This window comes from Brevundimonas sp. DW-iso22, from assembly GCF_058725425.1.
This window is the reverse complement of the sequence record NZ_JBZXEB010000003.1, coordinates 407,534-429,672: the sequence shown is the minus strand read 5'-3', so window position 1 is coordinate 429,672 and position 22,139 is coordinate 407,534. Positions and strand designations below refer to the sequence as shown.

Below are 22,139 nucleotides of genomic sequence, written 5' to 3'. Positions count from 1 at the left end.
GCGAACTCCTGCGGAGGTCAACGTCGCTCTTGGCGGCGACGCAGCGGGAGATACCGACGGTCTGTGGCAGTGGCTTTCGACTTCCAAGTCGGAATGGCGACGTCTTCGTTAAATCGCCGACATGCTTGGCCCAGCTTCAGCCGCTGTTGCGCAAACCCGCGGCCACGCCGTTCAGGGCCAGCAGAATTCCCTCGCGCACACGGGGGTCATCGTCACCACTCCTCCGCCTACGGATCAATTCGATCTGAACGTGGTTCAGCGGCTCGACATAGGGCATGCGCAGGCGGATCAGGCGGTCCAGTTCCGGCTGGCCGCCCAGCAGCCGATCCTGCCCGGTGATGGCCAGGACTGCGGCATGGGTCCGCTCCCACTCCTGCAGCAGCGCCCCATAAACGCGGTCGGCCAGCGCCCTGTCCGGCACCAGCGAGGCATAACGTCGGGCGATGGTCATGTCCGCCTTGGCCATCACCATCTCCATGTTCTGGATCAGGGTGCGGAAGAAGGGCCAGTCGCGGGCCATGGCCTGAAGCTCGTCCATATCCTCGCCCGCAATAGCCGAGCCGAAGCCGAACCAGCCGGGCAGCATGACGCGTGACTGGCTCCAGCTGAAGACCCACGGAATGGCCCGTAGATCCTCGATCGCGGTGGAGGATGTCCGCGACGCCGGACGCGAACCGATCTTCAGGTCGGCAATCTCGGCGATCGGTGTGGCGGCGCGGAAATAGTCGACGAAGCCCTCGGTCTCGTACACCAGCGCCCGATAGGCCGACATGGAGGCCGTGGACAGTCGCGCCAGGGTCGATCCATGCCGCCGGGTCAGGTCCGCATCCGGCGGAGGAGCCAGGGACGCCAGCAGAACACCGCAGGTCAGGGCATCCAGATTGCGCCGCGCCACTTCCGGCTCGCCATATTTGTTGGCGATGACCTCGCCCTGTTCGGTGACTCGGATACGACCCGCCACTGTGCCCTCTGGCTGGGCCAGGACGGCCGAAAAGCTGGAGCCTCCGCCGCGCCCGACTGCCCCGCCGCGCCCATGGAAGAGTTGCAGTCGAACACCCGCTGCATCGGTGACCTCCAGCAGGGCGCGCGACGCCTCGTGCAGTTCCCAGGTGGAGGTCAGGTAGGAGCCGTCCTTGTTGGAGTCCGAATAGCCGATCATCACTTCCTGAACGCCGCGCGCTTCGGCAACCGCCAGAGCCGAAGGCGCTTTCAACAGCCGCTCCAGCGTCGGGCGCGAGGCCCGCAGATCGTCGATCGTCTCGAACAGAGGCACGGCCTGGATCGGACAGGACTGCGGGGCGTCCGGTCGATATAGCCCCACCTCCCGAAGCAACAGATAGACTTCCAGCAGGTCCGATGCCGCATCGGTCTTGGACACCACATGGGTGCGGATTGCTTGGGGGCCGAAATCGGTCAGTGCCCGGGCTGCAGCCTCCAGAATCGCGCGCTCCTTGAGCGTTTCAGCCCGATAATCCGCATACGGATTGAACAAGGGTCGCGACGAGGCCAGCTCCGTCTCCAGCATCGTCAGCCGCGCCTCCTCGTCCAGCGCTTCATAGTCCTCGCATACGCCGGCGACCTTCAGCAGATCCGCCACCACCCGCGCATGCACATCCGAGTTCTGGCGCAGGTCCAGCGTTGCCATGTGGAAGCCGAAGACATCTACGGCAGCAATCAGATTCGTCAGGGCATCGTCGACAAAAACCCTTCCATGATGGGCGATCAGGCTGTCGTGGAGCACCCCCAGATCGGCCCGGAAGGCCGCAGGATTGGGATAGGCATCGGCCTCGAAGGGCGCGGGCCTGGGCGCCGCCCGCCCTGTCAGGCAGACGTGCGTCGCAGACAGCCGCGCATAGATCTGGCTCAGCGCCCGGCGATAGGGCTCGTCTGCCCGATGCGGAGAGATATCACCCGATCCTCCGGCCAGCGCCGCCAGTTCTGGCGACACCCCGGCGAGAGACCCTGACAGGCTGAGCTCCGCACCCAGAGTGTTCACCTCGTCCAGATAGAAGCGCAGCACCGCCCGCGCCGCCGTCGCAAACGCCGCCTTCAGCGCGGCTGCATCCACATTGGGATTGCCGTCACGGTCGCCGCCGACCCAGGCTCCGATGCGGATGAAGGGGCCAAGGTCCGGCGCATCCAGTCGCCGTCGCCAGTCGGCCAGTTGGGCCGGGGCGACCTTCAGGAAGATGCGCTCCAGGAACGACACCACCGTGTCGATCTCGTCCTGCACCACCAGCCCCGTCTGGCGCACCAGTCGCGTGGTCCACAGGATGGTGGCCTGACGCCGCAGCCGGTCGTTCAGCACCTCGGGTGAACAGGCGTCTCCCTCGCGATCGCAGCCATCCAGCAGGTCCGAAACCGTCGTAATCCGGTCGATGACGCTCTTGCGCCGCACCTCCGATGGATGGGCCGTCAGGACCGGAGAGATGAGCGCCCTTGCCAGCAAGGTTCGCGCATCCTGCGTGGATTGTCCGGCTGCCTGAAGCCGCGCCAAGGCTCCTTCCGGCGTATCGGCCCGCGCGCCGGCCGCGCTCTGATCTTTTGCCCGACGCTTACCTGCGCGGTCTTCCGCCACATTGGCCAACAGGGAAAAGGCCGCGAACCCATGCGCCAGTCCAACCGCCTGATCCAGCGACAGCTCGGCCAGCAGGGCTTCCAGTTTCGACGCATCCTGCGATGCCGCATCGCGGTGATAGGCTACCGAAGCCTGCCGCACGGCTTCGATCCGGTCGTACAGATCCTGCCCACCCTCGTCGCGGATCACCTCGCCCAGCAGACCGCCCAGCAGGCGAACCTCGTCACGCAGTTGGTCATCGGCGGCTTGCATCATGGCTTCTTCTCTCAGCGGGGAGGCTGGAAACCCACCGTATCAGCGCTTTCCAGCCTGGCCACAGCAATCGGTAACGCTGAAACCGAGTGTGTGGCGCAGACTTCGGTGCGCAGGGGTCGACAATCCGCCGCTTTTCCCCCATAAGCCGCCGCTTCCGACGCAAGTGAAACTCGCGTCTCCACCATCACGACCCCTGACAGTTCAGGACGAGGATGGCGAGAACCCCCCGCCGACGTGATCGTCGCCGGGGGCCGTTGTCGTATGGAGCCGTTTCGCCTGCGCCATATGAGGTTTGTATGTTCGAGGCTCTGAACGAGCGACTGTCAGGCGTTTTCGACCGGATCACCGGTCGCGGGGCCTTGTCCGAAAAGGACGTGACGGAGGCGATGCGCGAGGTGCGCGTGGCCCTGCTCGAGGCCGACGTCGCCCTGCCCGTCGTCAAGGACTTCATCGCCTTCGCCACCGAGCGCGCCACGGGCGAGGACGTCATCCGTTCGGTTAAGCCCGCCGATCAGGTGGTCAAGATCGTTTATGACGGCCTAGTCGAAATGCTGGGCGGCGAAGAGCCGACGCCGATCAATCTGAACGCCACCCCGCCCGCCGTCATCCTGATGTCCGGCCTGCAAGGCTCCGGCAAGACGACGACCTCGGCCAAGCTGGCGCTGCGCCTGACCAAGTTCGACCGCAAGAAGGTCATGATGGCCTCGCTGGACACACGCCGTCCGGCGGCGATGGAACAGCTGGCCACCCTGGGCAAGCAGATCGAGGTCGCCACCCTGCCGATCGTGGCAGGCGAAAGCCCCGTCCAGATCACGCGCCGGGCGCTGCAGTCGGCCAAGCTTCAGGGCTTCGACGTCCTGATCCTGGACACCGCCGGTCGCATCACCCTGGACGAGGCCCTGATGGCCGAGGTGGCCGAGGTCGCCGCCATCGCCAAACCGGTCGAGACCCTGCTGGTCGCCGATAGCCTGACCGGCCAGGATGCGGTTCGTACGGCCCGCGCCTTCCATGAGCGCCTGCCCCTCACGGGCCTCGTTCTGACCCGCGCCGACGGCGACGGGCGCGGCGGGGCCATGCTGTCGATGCGGGCCGTCACCGGCCTGCCGATCAAATACATCGGTGCGGGCGAGAAGGTCGATCAGCTCGAAGTCTTCGACGCCCGCCGGGTCGCAGGACGCATCCTGGGTCAGGGGGACATTGTCGCCCTGGTCGAAAAGGCGTCGCAGGACCTGGACGCTTCCAAGGCCGAGGCCATGGCCCGCAAGCTGGCCAAGGGCCAGTTCGACCTGAACGATCTGGCGGCGCAGCTTCGGCAGATGAAGCGGATGGGCGGTCTACAGGGCATCATGGGCATGCTGCCCGGCGTCGCCAAGATGAAGGCCCAGATGGCCGAATCCAACATCGACGACCGCATGATCCTGCGTCAGGAAGCCATCATCTCCTCAATGACCAAGGTCGAGCGCAAGAAGCCCGACCTGCTGAACGCCAGCCGCAAGAAGCGGATCGCGGCGGGGGCCGGGGTCGAGGTGCAGGACGTCAACCGCCTGCTGAAACAGCACCGCCAGATGGCCGACATGGTCAAGTCCATGTCCAAGGGTGGCGGCAAGGGCCTGAAGCAGATGGCCGCCATGATGGGCGGTCTGGGCGGCGGCGCGCCCGGCGGGGCCGACATGGCCCGGCTGAAGGCCATGGGCGGCGGCAAGCTGCCCGATACCGACGCCGAACAGATGAAAGCCCTCCAGGACCGGTTCGCCGGCCTGGGCGGCGGACAACTCCCGGGGGGGCTGCCTGGCTTGCCCGGCCTACCCACCAAGAAGAACTGACCTTTATTTCCTAGAAAGAGACTGAAAATGCTGAAGATTCGTCTGGCCCGCGGCGGCGCCAAGAAGCGCCCCTACTACTACATCGTCGTCGCCGACAGCCACTCGCCGCGCGACGGCAAGTTCATCGAGCGCGTCGGCACCTACAACCCCATGCTGCCGCGTGACGGCGAGCAGAAGCGCGTCGTGCTGAAGGCCGACCGCATCGCCGAATGGCTGGGCAAGGGCGCACAACCCACCGACCGCGTCGCCCGCTTCCTGAGCCAGGACGAGACGCTGGCCGACAAGGTCAAGTGGACCCAGTCCAACAACCCGAACAAGGCCCAGCCCGGCAAGAAGGCCCAGGAACGTGCCGCCGAGCGCGCCCAGCGCGAAGCCGACCGCGCCGAAGCCGAAGCCGCCGCCAAGGTCGAGGCTGCCGAAGCCGCCGCCCGCGCCAAGGAAGAAGCCGCCGCTGCTGCCGAAGCCGCCAAGAACGCCCCGCCGGCTGAAGAGCCTGCCGCGGAAGAGGCTCCTGCCGAAGCCGCTGCCGAGGAAGCCCCGGCTGCGGAAGAGCCTGCCGCTGAAGAGAAGACCGAGGCCTAAGCCTCATCCGCTCACCCCGACGACTGTCGGGGCCTTGATGACAGAAAGCAGTGCTCGACGTTCGGGCGCTGCTTTTCTGCTATCTGGACAGCGGCTTTTCGATATGGGTCCCGTCAATCGCCGGGACGAGCGGAGTTTTCGATGTCCAAGGACAAACTCATCCTCGTCGGCCAGGTCGCCGGAGGGTTCGGCGTCAAGGGCGAGGTGCGGGTGACCGCCTATACCGCCGACCCTATGTCGCTGCTGGCCTACGGCCCGCTGCTGCGCGCCGACGGAAGCGTCGGCCTGACCCTGACCAGCGCCCGGCCTGAGAAGTCCGCAGTCGTCGGACGCGCCAAGGAGATCGCCACCAAGGAACAGGCCGATGCCCTGCGCGGGTTGAAGCTGCACGTGCCGCGCGATCTGTTGCCCGCCCCCGACGAGGACGAATTCTACCTGACCGATCTGGTCGGACTTCAGGCGCGCGACCCGGACGAGGTCGTGCTGGGCACGGTCAAATCGGTCCAGAACTTCGGGGCCGACGACATGCTGGAGATCGCGCCCGCCGAGGGGGGCCAGACCTGGTACCTGCCCTTTACGCGTGAGTGCGTACCCGACCTGCACATCGCCGACGGCTGGCTGAGAGTGGTGCGTCCCGTCGAGATCGGCGAGCGCGAGCCGGACTGATCAGTCCGTCGTATCGTCGATCGGCGCGTCGGGACCGTTCTTCTTGATCGACTCTATGGCGTTCTTGGCGGACGCCTTGGACGCATAGCCTTCGGTCGAGAACATGGTCTCGCTGTTGTGCTTGAAGCGAACTCGAAACTCGCCAGCCTTGTCTTTGTAGATTTCGAACTTGTGGGCCATGTGACCACTCCCTCGTTTGGACACGGTGAAGCTGGCACAGCCATCAGGGCCGTCAATGTTCAAATGTCGGCCACCCTACACAGGATCGTGGGGGTGCTGCCGTGCGGATCAGCTCTCTTCGTCCGCCGCCATGCCCATCATGTGGAAGCCCGCGTCAACGTGGATGACTTCGCCCGTGGTCGAGAAGCCCAGGTCCGAGCACAGCCACAGGGCGGCCCCTGCGACGCCCTCCATGGAGGTGTCTTCCTTCATGGCCGACATGGCGCGGCCTTGAGCGATCATGCCCCGCCCGCCCGAGATGCCCGCCAGCGACAGGGTCCGCATGGCACCGGCACTGATGGCGTTGACGCGGATGCCCTTGGGACCCAGATCGCGGGCGATGTAGCGGGTCGCCGCCTCAAGCGCGGCCTTGGCCACGCCCATGGTGTTGTAGTTCGGAATGGCCCGCTCGGATCCCAGATAGGTCAGGGTGACCAGGCTGCCGCCGTTGGGCATCAGCTTCGACGCGCGTTTGGACACATCCACAAAGCTGAAGGCCGAAATGTTCATGGCCAGCAGGAAGCTGTCGCGGCTGGTGTTTTCGACAAAGCTGCCCTTCAGCTCGTCCTTGTTGGCGAAGGCGATGGCGTGGACGACGAAGTCGATGGTGCCGAACTGTTTCTCCAGCTCCTCAAACGCTGCATCCATGGACGCGTCGTCGGTGACGTCGGCCTGGATCAGCAGCTTGGCCCCGACGCTTTCGGCCAGCGGACGCACCCGGCGCTCCAGCCCTTCGCCCAGATAGGTGAAGGCCAGCTCGGCACCCTGGGCGGCCAGCTGCGAGGCGATGCCCCAGGCGATGGAGTTGGCGTTCGCCACCCCCATGATCAGGCCCTTCTTGCCCTTCATCAGTTCGCCGGTCGGCATGTTCCAGGCGGATTCGGTGGCCATGGTCAGTCTCCGTTGTTCGAGCGGGGAGGGTTAGCAGGGGCGGGCGCAGCGGGAAAGGCCGGGGAACCGCATGAGCTGTCACGCCTGGCCAGGCGGGCCAGAAGAGGCGTGGCGGTGACCCCATGCACGATGATCGACAACAAAATGATGAAGCCGACGATCGCCCACAGGCGCTCACTGTCGCCAAATTCGCCGTGGTTGAGGCCATAGGCCAGGTAATAGACCGAACCCACACCGCGAATGCCAAGGAAGGACAGCAGAAGCCGTTCGCGCCATGGCTGGCGCGAGCCTGTCATGGCGATCAGACCCGCGACGGGACGGACGACGAGGACCACTGCCAGGCCGATCAGCGCGTCCGTCCATGTCAGGCTGGACAGAAGACCATTGGCCAGCGCGCCCCCAAACAGCACGAGCAGCAACATGATCAGCAGCCGCTCAATCTGGTCGGAGAAGTCGTGCATCTCCTGATGAAACTCGTGGTCTCGCTCGAACCCGCGAATGACGACGGCGCAGATAAAGACGGCAAGAAAACCATAGCCCTGAACCATCTCGGTCAAGGCGTAGGCGATCAGCGTGGCGGCCAGGGCGATCAGGCCGTCGCCGAGCCGCGATGGACCGCGCCGACTGCGGAACAGCATGAAGCCTATAGCTTTGCCAATCAGCCAGCCTGCACCAAGCCCTGCCAGTAGCTTCCAGACCACCTTGACGCCAAACCAGTCGACGAGACCGGTCTGGGTTGCCAGTCCGCCCGCAGCAGCAAGGATGGCCAGGTGGACGAAAGGAAATGCGAGCGCGTCGTTCAACCCGGCCTCGGAAGTCAGGCCAAAGCGAACCTCGTCATCTTCGCCTGAACCGGGCGGTCCGCATTGTACGTCTGCCGCAAGCACCGGATCCGTCGGAGCCATACTGGCACCGAACAGCAGCGCCATGGCCAGGCTGAAGCCCAGGCCTGCCCATCCCAGCAAGGCTACAGCAGCTATCGTCAGGGGCATGGCTATGGCCAAAAGCCGCCAGGTCGTCGACCACGCCCGCCAACCTGGCGGACGATCAATTTTCAGCCCGGCCCCCAGAAGGCTGATGATCACCACCAGTTCGGTCAGCCGTTCTGTCGCCGTGTCCCAGGTGCGTGGATCCGGGTTGAACGACAGCGCACCGGCACTGAACACCAACACACCGATTGCGACACAAAGTATCGCCAACGTCAGTGGCAAACGCTTCAGGCCCACAGGGGCCCATGAAACAAGCAGGACCACGCCGCCGAGACCGAGCAGAAAGACGATGTAGGGGTCGAAGTTCAAGAACCGCTCCTGGCCTGTGGAGGCCGACTATAGCGTCCTCGGGCGGAAGCCGTTGCCGATTACACCTTCGACAGGATCAACGTCCCGTTCGTCCCGCCAAACCCGAACGAGTTGGACATGACGTGCTTCAGTTCGCCGTCGTGGCGCTTCCTGAGGATCGGCATGCCCTCGAACTCGGGGTCGAGGTTTTCGATGTGGGCGCTCTCGGCGGCGAAGCCGTTCTTCATCATCAGCAGGCAGTAGATGGCTTCCTGGGCCCCGGCGGCGCCGAGCGAATGCCCCGTCAGCGACTTGGTCGAGGAGATCATGGGCATCTGGTCGCCGAAGACGTTGCGCACAGCGCCCATTTCCTTGGAGTCACCGACCGGCGTCGAGGTGCCGTGCGGGTTCAGATAGTCGATCCGCGGATTGCCGGCCATCTCGAGTGCGATCTTCATGCAGCGCTCGGCGCCCTCGCCCGAGGGGGCGACCATGTCATAGCCGTCGGAATTGGCGCCGTAGCCGGTAACCTCGGCGTAGATGGTCGCGCCGCGCGCCACGGCCCGCTCATACTCTTCCAGCACCACGATGCCCGCGCCGCCGGCGATGACGAAGCCGTCGCGGTCCTTGTCATAGGCGCGGCTGGCCTTGCCCGGGGTTTCGTTGAAGTTCGAAGACATGGCGCCCATGGCGTCGAACATGTTGGACATCGACCAGTCGATGTCCTCGACGCCGCCTGCGAAGACCACGTCCTGTTTGCCCCAGGCGATCTGTTCCGCGGCCGCGCCGATGCAGTGGGCGGACGTCGCACAGGCCGAGCTGATCGAAAAGTTAATGCCCTTGAGCTGGAACCAGGTCGCCAGCACGGCGGACGGCCCAGACGCCATGGCCTTGGGCACAGCGAACGGCCCGATGCGCTTGGGGGAGTTCTTTTCGACGGTCGTTGCGGCCGCCTGAAGGATGACCTGGGTCGAAGGCCCGCCCTCGCCGACGATCAGGCCGATGCGGTCGGACTTGATCTCGTCGGCCGTCATGCCGCTGTCCTTCAGCGCCTCCTCGAAGGCGATGTGACCCCAGGCCGTGCCGTTGGCCAGGAAGCGGGCAGCGCGGCGATCGACATGCGGAGCCCAGTCCTCGGCCGTCACGCCCAGCGACGGCGGGGCCCAGACCTGGCTGCGGAAGCCATGCTGGATGTGGTCCGGAGCCGCCTGAATGCCCGATTTCGCCTCGCGCAGCGAAGCCGCGACCTCATCCTGGCCGGTGCCGATGGAGGAGACGATGCCCAGTCCGGTGACGACGACGCGACGCATGGTGGTTTCCTTCAAATCTTTATCAGTCGCCGCGTTGACCGCGGTCTGTCTGCAAGTGGGGTTAGTTGGCCGCCGCGTCCACGGGTTCGCCGCCGCCGAACAGGCCGACACGCATGTCGTTGCAGGTGTAGATCACCTGTCCGTCGGCCTCCAGCACGCCATCGGCGATGCCCATGACCAGGCGGCGGTTGATCACCCGCTTCAGGTCGATCTTGTAGACCACCTTCTTGACGTCGGGCTGGACCTGACCGGTGAATTTGACTTCGCCGACGCCCAAGGCGCGGCCCTTTCCGGGGCCACCGATCCAGCCGAGGTAGAAGCCGACCAGCTGCCACATGGCATCCAGGCCAAGGCAGCCGGGCATGACCGGATCGCCGATGAAGTGGCACTGGAAGAACCAGAGGTCGGGGTGGATATCCAGCTCGGCCTCGACATAGCCCTTGCCGTGGGCTCCGCCGTCGCCGTTGATCTGGGTGATGCGGTCGAACATCAGCATCGGCGGCGCGGGTAGCTGGGCATTGCCCGGCCCGAACAGCTCTCCCCGGCCCGAGGCCAGAAGGGCTTCGTAATCGAACGACGACGGATATTTCGACAGGCTCAAGACGGCGGGCTCCGAAAGGTCGGTGTTGCCGTGGGGGTACACGACCCGTCCGCCCCGCTCAAATGATTTAGGAGGCGCGTCCCGTTCCGGCCGGGCGCGCAGCATTGCACAGAGCCCGTTCCTGCGTCCCGAAGACACCGGACTGGCGGACCCACCCCCGACGGCGTCCCGCCTGGACCCGGCACCAGCCCTCTTCGCATTCGTCGACCGATACGAGGGCGTGAGGCGACAGGCGGGCACGCAACGGCGAGCTGTCGGAGCGGCGCGCATGGATGCCGATCTCGGCCTCAGAGCGGTTCATCACGCTGCGGCGACTGGAGACCACGCTGCGGTGGACCCAGGCGACGGCCCCATCCGGGTCGCAGATCTTGCGCCACTCCTTGGTCTCGGCGATCACCTGCACAGGCAGGTTGCGGACGCGATATTCCCACAGGATTCGGTAATCCAGACCGGGACCGTGGCGGGCGCGGACCTCGTCCGATTTCAGCGACAGCCAGCGCGGCACGGGCTGGCCCGACGGTGTCGGCCGACCATCGGGCATGGCCTGGCCTGCGCCCGCCAGGACGGCGGCACCCATGATGGCCGTGACGACAGCCAGTCTTTGGAGGCCCCGTCTTTGGATGTGAGGGCGAGCTTTGCTAGACACCGGATACGCTCGTTGAATCGAAGGCTCCCAATGTCCGCGCCCAAACTTAAGGTCGTATTAACCAGACGCCTGCCGGACGCGGTCGAAACGCGGATGCGTGAGCTGTTCGACACCGAACTGAACCTGACCGACCGCCCGATGGATCGCGCCGCGCTGGAAGCGGCGGTGCAGCGTGCCGATGTCCTGGTCCCGACCATCACCGACACCATCGACGCCAATTTGCTCTCAGGTGCCGGCGAACAGCTGAAAATGATCGCCAGCTTCGGCGCGGGCGTAGATCACATCGACATTGATGCCGCCGTCGGTCGCGGCCTGATCGTCACCAACACCCCGGGCGTTCTGACAGAAGACACCGCCGACCTGGCCATGGGCCTGATTCTGGCCGCCAGCCGCCGCATCGTCGAGGGAGCCCAGGTCGTCGCTGACGGCAAGTTCGAGGGCTGGACCCCCACCTGGATGTGCGGGCGAAAACTGTGGGGCAAGCGGCTGGGCATCATCGGCATGGGCCGCATCGGCCAGGCGCTGGCGCGCCGGGCCAGGGCCTTCGGGATCCAGGTCCACTATCATAACCGCAAGGCCGTCAGTCCCCTGATCGCCGAGGACCTGGGCGCAACCTACTGGGACGATCTGGACCAGATGCTGGCCCGGATGGACATCATCTCCCTGAACTGTCCGGCAACCAAGGACACCCACCACCTGCTGTCCGCTGAGCGGCTGGCCCGCCTCCAGGCCCACGCCATCCTGATCAACACCGCGCGCGGCGAGTTGATCGACGAGGCGGCCCTGGCCGAGGCAGTCTCCCAACGACGCATCGCCGGGGTCGGGCTGGACGTCTATGAGAACGAGCCCGCCATCCATCCCGGCCTGCTGGGCCATGCCAATGTCGTCCTCCTGCCCCATCTCGGCTCCGCCACACTGGAGGCCCGCCAAGACATGGGCGACCGCGTGATCGCCAACATCATGACCTTCCAGAACGGCCACCGCCCGCCGGACCGCGTCATCCCGGCGATGTTCTAGGCGCAGGCATCTTGACGCGATCATCCGACTGAGGTCCGCTGACACGGTGGTTCGGGGGAACGTTCATGACTTGTGGATTGACGGAAGCGGCGCAGGTTGCGCTGTCGCGGCGGATGGTTCTGGCTGGGGCCGGAGCCCTTTCATTGGCCGGCCTGGCCCCGCCTCGAAGTGCGAGGGCCGAAACAACTGCCTATCCTCTTGAGGCTTTCTTCCCCTGCCCACACACGCGCGGTGCGTCTCTATCGCCGTCCGGCCGGCGTATCGCCGTCTTGCAGGACATTGGCACGGAAGAAGCTCCTCACGGCGTCATAGACCTGATCGAAGCCGACGATCCCGAAGGCCAGCGCAAGCGTATCGACCTGGGCGACATCACGGCGGAAGCCATGGAATGGGGCAATGACGACCGGCTACTGGTCCGCGTGGCCGTAACGGCGACGACCGATTCTCGGACGCGACCCGGATCCAATCGGCGGATCGCCGGCGTTGAGTACACGTCTCGCCGCGTTGTTTCGGTTGGGGCGGATCGGGGTGACGTCGTCCTGCTGTTCCAGGGCCAGCGCAGACGACTGCGCGCAACCCTGGACATGGGCCGGGTCATCGATCTTTTGCCGAACGATCCGGACAATGTGCTGATGACCGCATGGGAAAGCGATGGGCGATTGGCCATTCACCGGGTCGACATCAACACCGGCAGCACCGAGATCATAGAACGCGGCAACATCAACACCTTTTTCTGGAACACGCAGAACGGCATGCCGGTTCTGCGGCACGACATTAATGCGCGCGGTACGATGGAGACCGTCTTCGCCAGGCCGCCTGGCGAGACCGAGTGGAAGCTGCTGCGCCGCTCGCGGGTGGCTGACTCTCCAGACTTCGCTTGGATCGCCGCGACCGACCGGCCCGGCACCGTCCTGGTTTCGGCGCGGGCAGAGGGCGAGGATACCGAATGCATCCGCGAACTGGATCTGGGCAGCCTGACCATGGGTCCGGCCATGAGCGCCCGTCCCGGTCGGGATGTCGTTTATGGGCTGAAAGACACGGCGGGCAAATATGTAGGGGCCGCCTATTACGGCGCTCGGCTGGAGTACGAGTTCAACGAACCCGCGCTGACGCCCTTGCACGCCGGGCTTAACCGGTTCTTCGACGACGACTGCGATGTCCACCTGACCGACATCGACGCCCAGCGGAACCGGTTCATGCTGCGTGTCACGGGGCCCGCAGAGCCCGGAGCCTGGTTTTTCTATGACCGGACAGCTCGCGCCATCGTCAATGTCGGCGCGGCGCTGGAGCTGGATATCGAACGGCTGGGCGTTACAGAGACCCTCGCCGTTCGTACGCGCGATGGCGCGGAGATAGAGGCCTATCTGACCGCGCCGCCCGGTGGCAGACCGGGTCCACTGGTCGTCCTGCCACATGGTGGGCCAGAGGTGCGCGATACACGCAGTTGGGACACGCAGGTTCAGATCCTGGCAGCGCAGGGCTGGTGGGTGCTGCGTCCCAACTTCAGGGGGTCCGGGGGCTATGGCCTGGCCTTCGCTCAGCAGGGATGGACCCGCTGGGGCGACCGGATGCAGGAAGACGTCGAAGATGCGGTGGCCCAAGTCATCGCCACCAAGAGCCTCGACGCCAATCGCGTGGGCATAATGGGCACCAGCTACGGCGGCTATGCAGCCCTCATGGGGGCGGTACGTCGCCCCGAACTTTACAAAGCCTGTATCGCCATCTGTGGTGTCGGAGACCTGCCCGAGATGCTGGCATGGGAAAACCGTGAGGATGATACACCAGGCAAACAGATCTACGACTTCTGGACCAAGCGGATCGGCGAACCCGATGTCATCGGCCCTGCCCTGGCGACCGCTTCACCGCGACGGCGGGCCTCCGAGATCGTCTGTCCCGTTTTGCTGGTTCATGGCGTGGACGACACAATCGTGCCTGTGATCCAGTCGCGGCGGATGCGCGATGCCTTGCGCGCTGCCGACAAGTCGGTCGAGTTGATCGAAGTCGAAGACCAGGGCCACGCCGACTGGCCTGCGTCGCGCGAAAAGGCGCTGATGACGCGCTATGTCACTCTGCTGAAACAGGCCTTCGCCTGATCAAGCGCCGCCGCAGGTCGGACAGCCCGGGTCGGGGGTGACGGCAACAACGCGGGTCGCGGCGGCCAGACCGTCGTAGATCAGCAACCGCCCGGTCAGGGGCTGGCCTGCACCGGTGATCAGCTTCATGGCCTCCATCGCCGCCATGGCCCCGATCACACCGGCCAGCGCCCCGACCACGCCGACACGCGCGCAGGTTTCGGCGTCGGGCGGCGTGTCAGCAACCAGGCAGCGGTAGCAGGGTTGGCCTGCGAACACGCCGACCTGTCCGCTCCAGCGGCCCAAGGCACCTGACACGAGAGGAACTCCGGTGCCGACGCAGGCAGCGTTGACGACGAAACGGGTCTCGAAGTCGTCTGTCCCGTCGATGACAACATCACAGTCAGCCAGCAGGGTCGCCGCATTGCTGTCGGTCAGCCGCTCGGGCACGGCCTCGATCTGGACGTGTGGATTCAATGCCGTCAGACGCTCGGCTCCGACCTCGACCTTCGCGTGGCCCACATCGGCGCTCTGGAACAGGATCTGGCGTTGAAGGTTGGACAGGGCGATCGTGTCGTCATCGATCAGCCGCAGCGTCCCGGCCCCCGCCGCCACCAGATACAAACTGGCCGGAGCCCCGATACCCCCCAGGCCGACCAGGGCGACGCGGGCGGCCTTTAGCCGTTGCTGCCCCGGCCCGCCGACCTCGGCCAGCATCAGGTGCCGGGCATAGCGTTCGATTTCTTCATCGGAAAAAGTCACGGCACTTGCGATAGTCGCATCCGTGCCTGCGGTCACGCTCGATCAGGCGCTGTGAATCACGCAGCCAGACGCTGCTCCAGCATCGCCTCGACGTCAGACGCCGTCAGTCGGTTCAGAGAGGTCAGACCAATCCGACGCATCATGGCGGCGGGATCGCTGCACAGACCCATGGGCTCGTGCAACATGCGAGCGCTGATCGGCGTATCGACGATGATACGCATTCCGGTATGACGCGGATCGACCAGCAGGCGGCGGATCAGACGGTCGATATCGACCCGCCCGCCCTCGATCGCCTGAACAATGCGGCCTTCGTGGAACAGGACACAGCCCGTCAGGTGGTCGCGTCGATTGTTGCGGTCCGAGGCACCCAGAATTTCCGCGACCGACTGGGTCGACACACCAGTAGCACCGACGGATTCACTCACGTAGATGACGCGATAGAGCACGACGTTCTCTCAATCTGGGCATTTGCGGGGTAATTGTTTGCAGATGTAACCCGTTACATTGGTCGAAATGTGACTCAAAGGCGGCGTTGAATTTGCTTCTGTTTCGTCTTGCATGCCGCATTTCGGTCGCCATTTGAGCGGGATGACGCAGACACACGACACCGCCTCCCCCGGCTGGCACGGCACCACCATCCTGGCGGTGCGCAAGAATGGTCGCACGGTCATCGCCGGTGACGGCCAGGTCTCCATGGGGCCAACCATCGTCAAGGGGGCCGCGCGCAAGGTGCGTGTCCTGGCGGGCGGCAAGGTCGTGGCCGGGTTCGCCGGAGCGACCGCAGACGCCTTCACCCTGATCGAACGGCTGGAGGCCAAGCTGGAGCAGTATCCGGACCAGTTGGCGCGGGCCTGCGTCGATCTGGCCAAGGACTGGCGGACGGACCGCTATCTGCGCCGTCTGGAGGCGATGCTGCTGGTCGCCGACGCCTCGTCGATCTTCACCGTTACCGGCGTGGGTGATGTGCTGGAGCCGGAATACGGCGTCGCCGCTGTTGGTTCGGGTGGCAACTATGCCCTGTCCGCCGCCCGCGCCCTGATCGAGGAGACGGAACTGGATGCCGAGCAGGTCGCCCGCAAGGCGATGAAGATCGCCGCCGAAATCTGCGTCTACACCAATGGAAACCTGACGGTGGAAAGCCTCTGATGACCGACCTTTCCCCCCGCGAGATCGTTTCCGAGCTGGACCGCTATATCGTCGGCCAGAACGACGCCAAGCGCGCCGTGGCCGTGGCCCTGCGCAATCGGTGGCGCCGCAAGCGCGTGCCCGATGATCTGCGCGACGAGGTGACGCCCAAGAACATCCTGATGATCGGGCCCACCGGCGTGGGCAAGACCGAGATCGCCCGGCGGCTGGCCAAATTGGCCGGTTCGCCCTTCATCAAGGTCGAGGCCACCAAATTCACCGAAGTCGGCTATGTCGGCCGCGACGTCGATCAGATCATGCGCGACCTGGTCGAGGCGGCCCTGATCATGGTGCGCGACAGCCGCCGCGTGGGCGTCAAGGCCAAGGCCGAGGCCGCCGCCGAGGAGCGCATCCTGGACGCTCTGGTCGGACCGGGATCGCAGCCCGCCACCCGCGACAGTTTCCGCAAGAAGCTGCGGGCCGGTGAACTGGACGACAAGGAGGTCGAACTGTCGCTAGCCGACACCGCCTCGCCCATGCAGGGGATGGACCTGCCCGGCGGCGGCAATGTCGGCATGATCAATCTGTCCGAAATGCTGGGCAAGCTGGGCGGCAATCGCACCAAGACCGTCAAGCTGGCGGTCCGCGATGCCTTCGCCCCCCTGATCACCGAAGAGAGCGACAAACTGCTGGATCAGGACAGCCTGACCCGCGAGGCGCTGCTGCTGGCCGAGAACGAGGGCATCGTCTTTTTGGACGAGATCGACAAGGTCGCCGCCCGCCAGGGCGCGTCGGGGGCGGACGTCTCGCGCGAGGGGGTCCAGCGCGATCTGCTACCCCTGATCGAGGGCACCACGGTCTCGACCAAATATGGACCGGTGAAGTCGGATCATGTGCTGTTCATCGCCTCGGGGGCCTTCCATGTGGCCAAGCCCAGCGATCTGTTGCCCGAGCTTCAGGGGCGACTGCCCATCCGGGTCGAGCTGAAGGCCCTGACGCGGGACGACTTCGTGCGCATCCTGACCGAGCCCGAGGCCAATCTGATCCGTCAGAACCAGGCCCTGCTGGCGACGGAGGACGTCACCCTGACCTTCACCCCCGACGCGGTCGAGGCCATGGCCGACGCCGCCGTGGCGGCCAATACCACCATCGAAAACATCGGAGCGCGACGCCTGCAGACCGTAATGGAAAAGGTGCTGGAGGAAACCAGCTTCAAGGCCTCGGATCTCGCCGGTCAGACCGTCAGTTTCGACGGCGATCAGGTGCGCAACAAGGTGGGGGACCTCGCCCGCGACGCCGACCTGAGCCGGTTCATCCTGTAGCTGCAGGCCTTGAGTCTGGAACGAAGGCGGAACATAAGGGCGAGTGCCCGAGCTTTTGTCCATCGACCTGGTCTTCAGCCGCCCGCAGACGACCCTGGCCGTCACGCGCGGGGCGGCGCGGCTGATGATCGACCTGGGCTATGCGCCGCTTCTTGAAGTCTGCCTGCCCAATGGGCGGCGCGCCGATGTCATGGCGATCGGGCGGCGCGGCGACATCGTCATCTGCGAGGTCAAGTCGGGGATCGAGGACTATCGCGTCGACCGGAAATGGGGGGAGTACGCCCCCTTCTGCGATGCCTTCTTCTTTGCCGTCGCACCGGAGTTTCCGCAGGATATATTATCGGACATGCCCGGCCTGATCGTGGCCGATGGCTTTGGCGGGGCGGTGGTGCGCGAGGCTCCGGTGACGCCGCTGGCCCCGGCACGGCGCAAGGCCCTGACGCTGGCCTTCGCCCGCTTGGGGGCGCTCCGAACCCTGCGCGATCAGCCGGCGGGCTGAGCCGGGGTTACGACCGGACCGCTTTCGCCTGCGCTCATGATCGCTGCCGTCGAGGCCGCGCAGCCTGTCAGGGTCCGCTCGCCCATCTCGACCAGAGCGGTCAGGGGATAGGTTCGGTCGCTCATGCCGTCGGAGCATTCGGTGGCCGTCAGGGTCACGTTCATCGGCTGGCCGTCGGCGGTCGCGGCCTCGAACATCGCCACCGTGCCCTGCACCACCGCGGCCGGCTGCGGGGCGCGCAGTTCGCCCGGCTCCGGGCTGGTGTAGACCATGTCGGTGCCGGTCAGCTCCAGGCTCCAGAAGGGCTCTGTGCCGAGGGCGCGGACCGGCTGGCTCAGATCGACGCCGGCCAGCGTCGGGGGCGGTGCCGCGACTTCGGAGGCCTCGATCTCGGTGTCACCCGACGGTGAACAGGATACGAGGGCCAGGCTGGACAGGGTGGCGAGGGCAAGCAGACGCATGGCTGATATCTCCTAGAGCCAACCCTTGTGCCTGAACCAGGCCAGCGGGAGAAGAGCGGCCACCACCATGGCGGCCAGCGCCGCCGGATAGCCCCAGCCTTGGACCAATTCGGGCATGTGCTGGAAGTTCATGCCATAGATCGAGGCGATCAGGGTCGGCGGCATGAAGGCCACCGCCGCCACAGAGAAGATCTTGATGATCGACGACTGTTCGATGTTGATCAGCCCCAGCGCCGCCGACAGCTGGAAATTGATCGAGGCGGCCACCGACTGATTGTGCGCGATCAGGCTCTGGGCATCGCGCGTGAGCGAGCGCAGATGCTCGCGCGAATCCGGATGTTTCTCGATCCCGGGATCCAGGGCGGCGAAGGCGAAGATGCGGGCCAGGCCGGACAGGCTCTGTTCGATCCGCGCATTGGCGATCTGAGCCCGGCCCAGCTTGCCGATCAGCCGGTCGAAACCGACCGTACGCCCGCCGGTGAAGATGTGGTTGGCCACCGCCTCGACCCGCGCGCCGTTCGTCGACAGGACATCCGAGGCCCGGTCGACGATCGCCTCCATCAGATGCAGGAAGACGTCGACGCCCGTGTCGCAGGACGAGGGTTCGCGCTGCAGCTTTTCCACAATCATGGCGAAGGGCTTGAAATCGAAATAGCGCACTGTGACCAGCGGTCCGCCGGTCAGGGCGAAGGTCACTGGATCTGCGGCAGGAATGTCCTCATCACCCCGATGGATGATGTCGGCGGTGACATAGGTGGCCCCGTTTTCGCGATACAGGCGGCTGGAGGCCTCCAACTCGGCCATCTCGGCCTTGGTCGGCACGGACAGGGCCAGGAACCGCTCCACGATGCGGTCTTCTTCCGGCGTCGGGTCGATCAGATCGATCCAGACCGCGTTCGGGGGCAGCGTCCACTCCTCGCTGGCCACCTCCACCGGTTCGCATCGCCGTCCGTTGGAGCAGTAGATGTGGATCATGGGCTACAGCTAGCCCGGCGGCCTCAACCGATCAATTCTGGCCGCTGCCGATGTTGACCGAGGCCATCATCACGCCGTCGCGCGAGGGGGCGGGCGCATCCTTGTAGATGAAACCGTAGGTCGGATAGACCGAGGAGCCCAGGTCGTTGATCGGATTGTACCAGACCTTGACGGCGGTCCAGTCACCGTTGGCCGAGACGTCCACGACCGTGACGTTCTCCTCGACCTTGCCGCGGCTGCCACCCCAGTTGGCGTGGGTGACGCGGATCACGCGGTCGGTGACGATTTCGGAAACGACGGCGACGTGGCCCCGGCTCATGCGGCCGCTGGGGCGGAAGGCCAGGACTGAACCGGTCTGGGGGCGCTCACCGGTGGTGTATTTGTCTTTAGCCTGGCCCCACCAGGTCAGGGCGTCGCCGTAGATGTTGATGCCCGAGAACATGCGGGCGAAGGTCACGCATTGCCAGTATGGCGCATCGGCCTGAACGGAGGGTGCGGCGACCAGGGCGGAAAAACCGAGGGTCAGTGCAACCAAGGCGGCCGAGAGGCGTTTCAACATACGGTGCAGTCCGGATTGTTACTGACTGTAACCAGACCTAACCGATCGTTTCCGAGGGGTGAAGTCCCCTTTCGGCATTTTCCTTGTGAGCCTTCGCCGCAGCCGACCGCGCCGAACGCCGATCCGCCATGCCGCGCAAAGCCTTGCGGGCCGGGCGTTCGATCAGGTGATAGGTCCCCGCCGCCACCACAGGAATGAGCGCCACGACGCCTAACCACACGATTACGTGAAGACGATCCTCGGCCCCGGTCGCCCTGGCCGCAAGGTTGACCCCCACCAGCAGGACCGGCGCATTGACCATGTAGATCGAATAGCTGATCTCGCCCAGATAGACTCCGGCCGCCGAGGCCATCAGCCCACCCCTGGCGTTCTGGACCGACCCCAGCGCCAGGATCACTCCACCCGCGAACAGGACGATGATCGGGTCCCAGAGGTTCAGCGAGGCGGCGATCACCATCCCCGCCGCGCAGACTGCCGCGATCCAGCCCGCATACGGCAAGGTCCAGCGCCGATGCACCAGATACAGCGCGCACCCCAGCATGAAGCACGGCACGATACGCAGCGCGCCCCACAGGAAGGTGGCCTCAGTCAGGGAAAACCCGGCCAGCGGCTGGAAGGTCGCATAGATCGCCAGGGCCAGGCCCGCCGCCAGCGCGGTCGCCAGCACCGGCCGCTCGCGCAGTCGCCAGGCGACGAAGGCGAAGGCGGGAAAGCTCAGATAGGCGAACCACTCCGCCGAGATCGACCAGGACGGATGGTTGAAGGCCGCCGAAGGGGCCAGCCCCCAGGCCTGGGTCAGGGTCAGGTGGGCGAACAGCGAGCGCCAGTCCAGCAGGCTGTCGCTGACCGCGATCCCGGCCACGGTCGCCCCCAGACCCAGGGCGATCATACCGAACAGGGTCGCCAGATGCAGCGGATAGACCCGCGCCAGCCGCGCCCACAGGAAGCCGCCATAGGAGAAGTTCCTGGTGCCCGCCCCCTCCAGATAGACATGGCTGAGGATGAAGCCGGACAGGATGAAGAAGGTCTCGACCCCCAGATAGCCCTTGGCCACGACATTGGGCGTGAAAGCCACGTCCAGATGCGGCCAGGCGGCGAACAGCACGACCCACAGGGCCGCAAAGAACCGCAGGGTGGTCAGGGCGCGCAGGTCGGCCGGAGCCTCCTGACCGAGGGTCGGAATCGAGGTCATGCCAAAACGCTACAACCTCAGGGTCTAGGAACCGTTAAACCTGTGCCGGAGGCCTCAGGCCGCGCATTCCGCCGGCTTGGTCTCGTCCGGCCCGTATTGGCCGCAGGCCCGGTCGATCTCGCCCTGGATCATCGTGCAAGGATTGGCGGCATTGCAGGGCGGACGGGTCGCGGGGCTGACCATGATGCAGCGCTCGACCAGCCGGGCCGAGGCCTGGGCCCCGACCTCGGCCAGGCAGGAACCTGGTTCACCCGCGGCGGCCTGATCCCCCGGAGCAAGCTCAACGCCCGGGCCGACCTCTTCCTGGGGCGGGGCGTCCATGGGCATTTCCGCCGACGGGGCCGCAATCACCTCATCGCCCCCCTTGGCCTCGTCGATATCGGGCGTCGAGGTGTTCTGTCCGCAGGCGGCCAGCATCAGAGACAGGGAAATGGCGGCGAGGAGGGGCAGGCGCATCACGGGACTCCATGCGAACGCGGGACCCGTCACCTTAGGCATGGTTCAAGGCGCGAATAAACCCGCCTCCGGCATCGCCTCACGCGATCAAACGCGCCCCAGGGCCTGCCTTTGCAGGGCGAACAGCTCGGCACAGCCGCCCTCGGCCAGCTGGAACAGCCGGTCGAATTCGCCCCGGCTGAAGCCGCGCTTCTCGCCCGTGGCCTGGATCTCGACGATGGTGCCCGAGCCGGTCAGGACGAAATTGCTGTCGGCCTCGGCATTGGAGTCCTCTTCGTAATCGAGGTCCAGCACCGGCTGGTCGCTGCACACACCGCAGCTGATAGCCGCGACCTGGTCCAGGATCGGATCGGTCTTCAGGACGCCCTCAGCGCGCAGGTAATCGAAGGCTGATGCCATGGCGACCCACGCCCCGGTGATGGCGGCGGTGCGCGTGCCGCCGTCGGCTTGGACCACGTCGCAGTCCAGCACGACCTGCCGCTCGCCCAGGGCCTTTAGATCGACGACGGCCCGCAGCGAGCGCCCGATCAGACGCTGGATTTCCTGTGTCCGGCCCGACTGCTTCCCCGCCGCCGCCTCGCGACGGCCCCGCGTATGGGTGGCCCGGGGCAGCATGCCGTATTCCGCCGTCACCCAGCCCTGACCCGAGTTGCGCATCCAGCCCGGCACCTTGTCCTCGACCGAGGCGGTGACCAGCACCTTGGTGTGGCCAAAGGTGACCAGGCACGAGCCCTCCGCATAGCGATTGACGCCGGTCTCAAGCGTCACGGCACGAAGCTGTTCGGGGGTGCGGCCGGAGGGGCGGGGCGAGACGGTCATGAGATGGTCCTTGGAGGTAACAGCCGCGCTGC

23 protein-coding genes are annotated in these 22,139 nt (G+C 65.7%); 8 read left to right on the top strand and 15 right to left on the bottom strand.

All coding sequences use genetic code 11. The features are described from left to right. Positions 1 to 136: 136 nt before the first annotated feature. Positions 137 to 2,833 (bottom strand): phosphoenolpyruvate carboxylase, encoded by a 2,697-nt coding sequence (gene ppc, locus AC4PRM_RS05690; RefSeq protein ID WP_492039104.1) that lies wholly within the window; start codon positions 2,831 to 2,833, stop codon positions 137 to 139. A gap of 296 nt (positions 2,834 to 3,129) precedes the next feature. On the opposite strand from ppc, the gene ffh reads away from it, so the two are divergent. From ffh to rimM, 3 genes are all read left to right on the top strand, one after another. After that, positions 3,130 to 4,656 (top strand): signal recognition particle protein, encoded by a 1,527-nt coding sequence (gene ffh / locus AC4PRM_RS05685; RefSeq protein ID WP_492039103.1) that lies wholly within the window; start codon positions 3,130 to 3,132, stop codon positions 4,654 to 4,656. A 27-nt stretch (positions 4,657 to 4,683) separates the two neighbouring features. Next, positions 4,684 to 5,238, top strand: coding sequence for a 30S ribosomal protein S16 (gene rpsP / locus AC4PRM_RS05680; protein ID WP_487921331.1), 555 nt, complete (start codon positions 4,684 to 4,686; stop codon positions 5,236 to 5,238). Between the two features lie 141 nt (positions 5,239 to 5,379). After that, a complete protein-coding gene (rimM, locus tag AC4PRM_RS05675) occupies positions 5,380 to 5,904 on the top strand; it encodes a ribosome maturation factor RimM (protein ID WP_492039102.1) in 525 nt (174 codons plus the stop codon). Here rimM and AC4PRM_RS05670 read toward each other — a convergent pair whose 3' ends face one another. The 6 genes from AC4PRM_RS05670 to AC4PRM_RS05645 form a co-directional block, all read right to left on the bottom strand. Further along, positions 5,905 to 6,084 carry a YegP family protein gene (locus tag AC4PRM_RS05670; RefSeq protein WP_292169985.1) on the bottom strand — a complete coding sequence of 60 codons (180 nt, stop codon included), beginning with the start codon at positions 6,082 to 6,084 and terminating at the stop codon, positions 5,905 to 5,907. Between the two features lie 108 nt (positions 6,085 to 6,192). Beyond that, positions 6,193 to 6,990 carry an enoyl-ACP reductase FabI gene (locus AC4PRM_RS05665; RefSeq protein WP_492039197.1) on the bottom strand — a complete coding sequence of 266 codons (798 nt, stop codon included), beginning with the start codon at positions 6,988 to 6,990 and terminating at the stop codon, positions 6,193 to 6,195. A gap of 26 nt (positions 6,991 to 7,016) precedes the next feature. Then, positions 7,017 to 8,312: a cation:proton antiporter gene (locus AC4PRM_RS05660; RefSeq protein ID WP_492039101.1), complete on the bottom strand. Its 1,296-nt coding sequence runs from the start codon at positions 8,310 to 8,312 to the stop codon at positions 7,017 to 7,019. A gap of 59 nt (positions 8,313 to 8,371) precedes the next feature. Continuing rightward, positions 8,372 to 9,601 carry a beta-ketoacyl-ACP synthase I gene (gene fabB, locus AC4PRM_RS05655; protein WP_492039100.1) on the bottom strand — a complete coding sequence of 410 codons (1,230 nt, stop codon included), beginning with the start codon at positions 9,599 to 9,601 and terminating at the stop codon, positions 8,372 to 8,374. Between the two features lie 61 nt (positions 9,602 to 9,662). Next, a complete protein-coding gene (gene fabA / locus AC4PRM_RS05650; RefSeq protein WP_373256809.1) occupies positions 9,663 to 10,196 on the bottom strand; it encodes a 3-hydroxyacyl-[acyl-carrier-protein] dehydratase FabA in 534 nt (177 codons plus the stop codon). A 73-nt stretch (positions 10,197 to 10,269) separates the two neighbouring features. Further along, complete coding sequence (locus AC4PRM_RS05645; protein ID WP_492039099.1) at positions 10,270 to 10,779, bottom strand: SH3 domain-containing protein; 510 nt, start codon at positions 10,777 to 10,779, stop codon at positions 10,270 to 10,272. Between the two features lie 99 nt (positions 10,780 to 10,878). On the opposite strand from AC4PRM_RS05645, the gene AC4PRM_RS05640 reads away from it, so the two are divergent. Then, a complete protein-coding gene (locus AC4PRM_RS05640; protein ID WP_492039098.1) occupies positions 10,879 to 11,865 on the top strand; it encodes a 2-hydroxyacid dehydrogenase in 987 nt (328 codons plus the stop codon). A gap of 269 nt (positions 11,866 to 12,134) precedes the next feature. Further along, on the top strand, positions 12,135 to 13,958 hold the full coding sequence (locus AC4PRM_RS05635; RefSeq protein ID WP_492039097.1) for an alpha/beta hydrolase family protein: 1,824 nt from the start codon (positions 12,135 to 12,137) through the stop codon (positions 13,956 to 13,958). Here the strand turns inward: AC4PRM_RS05635 and AC4PRM_RS05630 are convergent, their stop codons facing one another. Continuing rightward, on the bottom strand, positions 13,959 to 14,699 hold the full coding sequence (locus tag AC4PRM_RS05630) for a HesA/MoeB/ThiF family protein (RefSeq protein WP_492039096.1): 741 nt from the start codon (positions 14,697 to 14,699) through the stop codon (positions 13,959 to 13,961). A gap of 56 nt (positions 14,700 to 14,755) precedes the next feature. Continuing rightward, positions 14,756 to 15,145: a BLUF domain-containing protein gene (locus tag AC4PRM_RS05625; protein WP_373256605.1), complete on the bottom strand. Its 390-nt coding sequence runs from the start codon at positions 15,143 to 15,145 to the stop codon at positions 14,756 to 14,758. Between the two features lie 112 nt (positions 15,146 to 15,257). Between AC4PRM_RS05625 and hslV the strand changes: the two genes are divergently transcribed. From hslV to mmcB, 3 genes are read left to right on the top strand one after another with little or no spacing between them, the layout of a single operon-like run. Beyond that, the gene (gene hslV, locus AC4PRM_RS05620) at positions 15,258 to 15,845 is read left to right on the top strand and encodes an ATP-dependent protease subunit HslV (protein WP_492039095.1); all 588 of its coding nucleotides are present in this window, start codon (positions 15,258 to 15,260) and stop codon (positions 15,843 to 15,845) included. Further along, positions 15,845 to 17,146, top strand: a complete 1,302-nt coding sequence (hslU, locus tag AC4PRM_RS05615; protein WP_487921323.1) for an ATP-dependent protease ATPase subunit HslU — start codon at positions 15,845 to 15,847, stop codon at positions 17,144 to 17,146. The genes hslV and hslU overlap by 1 nt, the downstream gene beginning before the upstream one ends. A gap of 55 nt (positions 17,147 to 17,201) precedes the next feature. After that, complete coding sequence (gene mmcB, locus AC4PRM_RS05610; protein WP_492039196.1) at positions 17,202 to 17,645, top strand: DNA repair putative endonuclease MmcB; 444 nt, start codon at positions 17,202 to 17,204, stop codon at positions 17,643 to 17,645. Here the strand turns inward: mmcB and AC4PRM_RS05605 are convergent. The 6 genes from AC4PRM_RS05605 to rph all read right to left on the bottom strand — a co-directional run bounded on the left by AC4PRM_RS05605 (position 17,630) and on the right by rph (position 22,107). Then, entirely contained in the window at positions 17,630 to 18,106 is a 477-nt protein-coding gene (locus AC4PRM_RS05605; RefSeq protein WP_492039094.1) for a COG3650 family protein, read from the bottom strand. The genes mmcB and AC4PRM_RS05605 overlap by 16 nt on opposite strands. A 12-nt stretch (positions 18,107 to 18,118) precedes the next feature. After that, positions 18,119 to 19,081: a magnesium transporter CorA family protein gene (locus tag AC4PRM_RS05600; RefSeq protein ID WP_492039093.1), complete on the bottom strand. Its 963-nt coding sequence runs from the start codon at positions 19,079 to 19,081 to the stop codon at positions 18,119 to 18,121. A 31-nt stretch (positions 19,082 to 19,112) separates the two neighbouring features. Further along, the gene (locus AC4PRM_RS05595; protein WP_487921321.1) at positions 19,113 to 19,640 is read right to left on the bottom strand and encodes a CHAP domain-containing protein; all 528 of its coding nucleotides are present in this window, start codon (positions 19,638 to 19,640) and stop codon (positions 19,113 to 19,115) included. Positions 19,641 to 19,677: 37 nt separating this feature from the next. Then, positions 19,678 to 20,832, bottom strand: a complete 1,155-nt coding sequence (locus tag AC4PRM_RS05590; RefSeq protein WP_492039092.1) for an acyltransferase family protein — start codon at positions 20,830 to 20,832, stop codon at positions 19,678 to 19,680. A gap of 54 nt (positions 20,833 to 20,886) precedes the next feature. Beyond that, positions 20,887 to 21,288: a hypothetical protein gene (locus tag AC4PRM_RS05585; protein ID WP_492039091.1), complete on the bottom strand. Its 402-nt coding sequence runs from the start codon at positions 21,286 to 21,288 to the stop codon at positions 20,887 to 20,889. 87 nt (positions 21,289 to 21,375) lie between these two features. Further along, positions 21,376 to 22,107 carry a ribonuclease PH gene (rph, locus tag AC4PRM_RS05580; protein WP_373256613.1) on the bottom strand — a complete coding sequence of 244 codons (732 nt, stop codon included), beginning with the start codon at positions 22,105 to 22,107 and terminating at the stop codon, positions 21,376 to 21,378. Positions 22,108 to 22,139: the final 32 nt, after the last annotated feature.

Coding starts and splice junctions, on each gene's coding strand:
- ppc (WP_492039104.1), bottom strand. CDS start 2,833: ATGATGCAAGCCGCCGATGACCAACTGCGTGACGAGGTTCGCCTGCTG.
- ffh (WP_492039103.1), top strand. CDS start 3,130: ATGTTCGAGGCTCTGAACGAGCGACTGTCAGGCGTTTTCGACCGGATC.
- rpsP (WP_487921331.1), top strand. CDS start 4,684: ATGCTGAAGATTCGTCTGGCCCGCGGCGGCGCCAAGAAGCGCCCCTAC.
- rimM (WP_492039102.1), top strand. CDS start 5,380: ATGTCCAAGGACAAACTCATCCTCGTCGGCCAGGTCGCCGGAGGGTTC.
- AC4PRM_RS05670 (WP_292169985.1), bottom strand. CDS start 6,084: ATGGCCCACAAGTTCGAAATCTACAAAGACAAGGCTGGCGAGTTTCGA.
- AC4PRM_RS05665 (WP_492039197.1), bottom strand. CDS start 6,990: ATGCCGACCGGCGAACTGATGAAGGGCAAGAAGGGCCTGATCATGGGG.
- fabB (WP_492039100.1), bottom strand. CDS start 9,601: ATGCGTCGCGTCGTCGTCACCGGACTGGGCATCGTCTCCTCCATCGGC.
- AC4PRM_RS05645 (WP_492039099.1), bottom strand. CDS start 10,779: ATGGGTGCCGCCGTCCTGGCGGGCGCAGGCCAGGCCATGCCCGATGGT.
- AC4PRM_RS05640 (WP_492039098.1), top strand. CDS start 10,879: ATGTCCGCGCCCAAACTTAAGGTCGTATTAACCAGACGCCTGCCGGAC.
- hslV (WP_492039095.1), top strand. CDS start 15,258: ATGCCGCATTTCGGTCGCCATTTGAGCGGGATGACGCAGACACACGAC.
- hslU (WP_487921323.1), top strand. CDS start 15,845: ATGACCGACCTTTCCCCCCGCGAGATCGTTTCCGAGCTGGACCGCTAT.
- AC4PRM_RS05605 (WP_492039094.1), bottom strand. CDS start 18,106: ATGCGTCTGCTTGCCCTCGCCACCCTGTCCAGCCTGGCCCTCGTATCC.
- AC4PRM_RS05600 (WP_492039093.1), bottom strand. CDS start 19,081: ATGATCCACATCTACTGCTCCAACGGACGGCGATGCGAACCGGTGGAG.
- AC4PRM_RS05595 (WP_487921321.1), bottom strand. CDS start 19,640: ATGTTGAAACGCCTCTCGGCCGCCTTGGTTGCACTGACCCTCGGTTTT.
- AC4PRM_RS05590 (WP_492039092.1), bottom strand. CDS start 20,832: ATGACCTCGATTCCGACCCTCGGTCAGGAGGCTCCGGCCGACCTGCGC.
- AC4PRM_RS05585 (WP_492039091.1), bottom strand. CDS start 21,288: ATGCGCCTGCCCCTCCTCGCCGCCATTTCCCTGTCTCTGATGCTGGCC.
- rph (WP_373256613.1), bottom strand. CDS start 22,107: ATGACCGTCTCGCCCCGCCCCTCCGGCCGCACCCCCGAACAGCTTCGT.